Genomic DNA, 1304 nt, shown 5'->3' with positions numbered 1-1304 from the left:
GCTCACTAAGGGCTCCACCACCGCTCCGTGACCGGGCACCTACACCGCGTCCTCGCCGCCCAGCTCCAGGAGGCGGTTGCGCCGCGAGGAGCTCGCGACGCTGGCCGGAGTCAGCTTCGACTACTACACGCGACTGGAGCGTGGCCGTGGTTCGTGCAGCAGATAGCGCCCCGGAAGTTGACGATCGCGACGGGAACCCTGAGCGCGGAGTACGTGGCCCCACTCGAAGTCGCCGTTGCCAAGGGCGAGTTCAAGAAGGAGGGCCTGGACGTCACCCTCAAGATCCTCCCGACCCCGGACGCGCTGCCGCTGCTGGCCAAGGGAGACATAGACGCGATGTGGGCGGCCCCCGAGGCGGCCGTCATGAACGGCGTCGAGGGCGGCTTCGACATCAAGTGGGTCGCCGGGAACTTCTCACCCGACCCCCAGTCGAAGAGCGGCCTGTGGGTGAAGCTGAAGAAGGGCGAGGCGGCGGCCGCCGTCCGGATGGCGGGCCGCAGGATGGGCACGATGATCGGCAAGGGCTCGGTGATCGCGTACCCCATGGAGAAGGCCCTGGCGACCCACGGCGGCGGCCTCGACAAGATCCAGTACCAGCAACTCGGCTCGGCCGACGTCCTCACCGCCCTCCAGAACGGCGGCGTCGACTCGGCCTGGCTCCTGGACCCCGTCTGGCGCAAGGTCGACGACAACCCCCAGTACGCCTTCCTGGGCGGCCAGCCACTGGGCGAGCCCCTGGGCGGCATGCTGTACGGCCCCAGCCTCCTGAACGACGACGTGAACGCCGGAGTGGCCCTCCTGCGCGCCTACATCCGCACGGTGAACACGTACTTCGCGGGCGACTACAAGAGCGACCCGGCCTTCGTCGCCTACCTGGCGAAACTCCTGAAGACGGACGAGTCGGTCCTGAAGTCGACCCCGTCACTGACCATGGACTGGGAGATCCGCGCCGGCACGACGACACGACTTCAGTCGGCGTACAAGGCGGCGGGCGTATCGAAGGGCCCGGCACTCCCGGAGTCCAGAACGGTGGACCGCTCGCTGTACGAGGAGGCGGTGGGTCATCAACCGTAAACACCTGAGGCCGGAACCCATATGGGTTCCGGCCTCAGGCCTTCAGTAGCGGGGACAGGATTTGAACCTGCGACCTCTGGGTTATGAGCCCAGCGAGCTACCGAGCTGCTCCACCCCGCGTCGGTAAACCCAACGTTACGTCAGACGGGCGGAGAGAAGCAAATCGCTTATTCACCCAGGTCAGCAAAGTCCAGCCCGTCCGGCGTTTGAGGACGAGGCCCCTTCAGGGC

General features: G+C 66.9%; 1 protein-coding gene and 1 tRNA gene. One reads left to right on the top strand and one right to left on the bottom strand.

Features of this window, described 5'->3' with window-relative positions; genetic code table 11:
• Positions 1-153: 153 nt before the first annotated feature.
• Positions 154-1074, top strand: coding sequence for an ABC transporter substrate-binding protein (locus tag ACNFOC_RS54465; protein WP_416966324.1), 921 nt, complete (start codon positions 154-156; stop codon positions 1072-1074).
• A gap of 46 nt (positions 1075-1120) precedes the next feature.
• On the opposite strand, the gene ACNFOC_RS54460 is transcribed toward ACNFOC_RS54465, so the two are convergent.
• Positions 1121-1194 (bottom strand) — tRNA-Met (locus ACNFOC_RS54460).
• Positions 1195-1304: the final 110 nt, after the last annotated feature.

It is taken from the genome of Streptomyces colwelliae, assembly GCF_048158785.1.
Lineage (GTDB): Bacteria > Actinomycetota > Actinomycetes > Streptomycetales > Streptomycetaceae > Streptomyces.
Note: the sequence above shows the minus strand (reverse complement) of the source record. Positions and strands in the feature narration are given on the sequence as shown.